We start from the raw sequence: 1,287 nt of genomic DNA, 5'->3' as shown, positions 1-1,287 counted from the left end.
CCGTCCTAAATAAGGTTGACACTTTCCCACTAATAAAATGGAGAGTGTCATGAAATCAACCACTAAACGTACACAAAAAGATTACACCATCGCTTTTAAATTAGGTGTGGTAGCGCAAGTTGAACGAGGTGAATTAACTTATAAGCAAGCTCAAGATAAATATGGAATACAAGGATGCTCGACTGTATTAATTTGGCTTCGCAAGCATGGTCGACTAGATTGGTCTAAAGGAACCCCTATTTTTTTAACCCAAGGTTTTGCTATGGCCAAGTCTCAATTACCTCAAACGCCTGAACAGCGTATTAAAGCATTAGAAAAAGAACTCGCGGATAGTCAGCTCAAAGCACAATTTTTTGAAGCCGTTGTTAATGTATTAGAAACTGACTACGGTGTGCGCATCACAAAAAAGCAGAAAGAGCAGTTATCCAACAAAAAGCGATAGCGACTTTGTCGGTCACTAAAGCATGTGACTTTATGGATATTTCTCGTCAAGCTTATTACAAACAGTGTAAGGCACAAGTACGGCGTGACACACATGAGCAAGCTATACTGAGCTTTATAAATCTTGAGCGCATCTACCAACCAAGAATTGGTACACGTAAACTCAAATACTTACTGTCATTACAGCAGTTGTTTATCGGGCGGGATAGGTTATTTGAATTACTCGCATCACATCAAATGCTTGTATCACGACAGCGTGCTTATCATAAAACAACCAACAGTCATCATCGTTTTACATGCCACCCGAATCTCACCAAAGAAGGTTTAACACCTAAAAAACCAGAGCAATTATGGGTGGCAGATATTACCTACTTACCCACCGTTTCAGGTAATACTTACTTGAGTTTAGTCACAGATGCTTATTCAAGAAAAGTCGTGGGTTATCATGTTGATGATAATATGAAAGCTGATTCAGTTAAGCTTGCTTATGCTCGTGCATTAAAACAAAGACAAACAAACAACACCTTAGTACATCACTCAGATAGAGGTGTTCAGTATTGTTCAAATGAATATCAACAGCTTCATAAGCAATACCGCATTAAGTGCTCAATGACGGATGGGTATGACTGTTATCAAAATGCGTTGGCAGAGCGTATTAACGGAATACTGAAAAATGAATATTTGTTGATAAAACCAAAGGACTTAGAGGAGGCAAGAAAAATGGTAGCACAATCGATCACCATCTATAATCAAAGAAGGCCGCATACGGCCTTAAAATACAAAACGCCCGATGAAATACATCAGGCGTTTTAATCAAAATGTGTCAACCCATACTAGGACGGGTCA

Annotated in this window: 1 protein-coding gene; it reads left to right on the top strand. The window is 38.9% G+C overall.

What is annotated here, in order from left to right; genetic code table 11:
• The first annotated feature begins 49 nt into the window (after positions 1-49).
• A protein-coding gene (locus AC27G3_RS18095) for an IS3 family transposase (RefSeq protein ID WP_487124024.1) occupies positions 50-1,254 on the top strand; the annotation gives its coding sequence in 2 pieces (ribosomal slippage) (positions 50-401 and positions 401-1,254; 1,206 coding nt in all).
• The last annotated feature ends 33 nt before the right edge of the window (positions 1,255-1,287 follow it).

The organism is Colwellia sp. SU-HH01217, from assembly GCF_057543495.1.
This window is presented reverse-complemented; position numbering and strand designations above follow the sequence as displayed.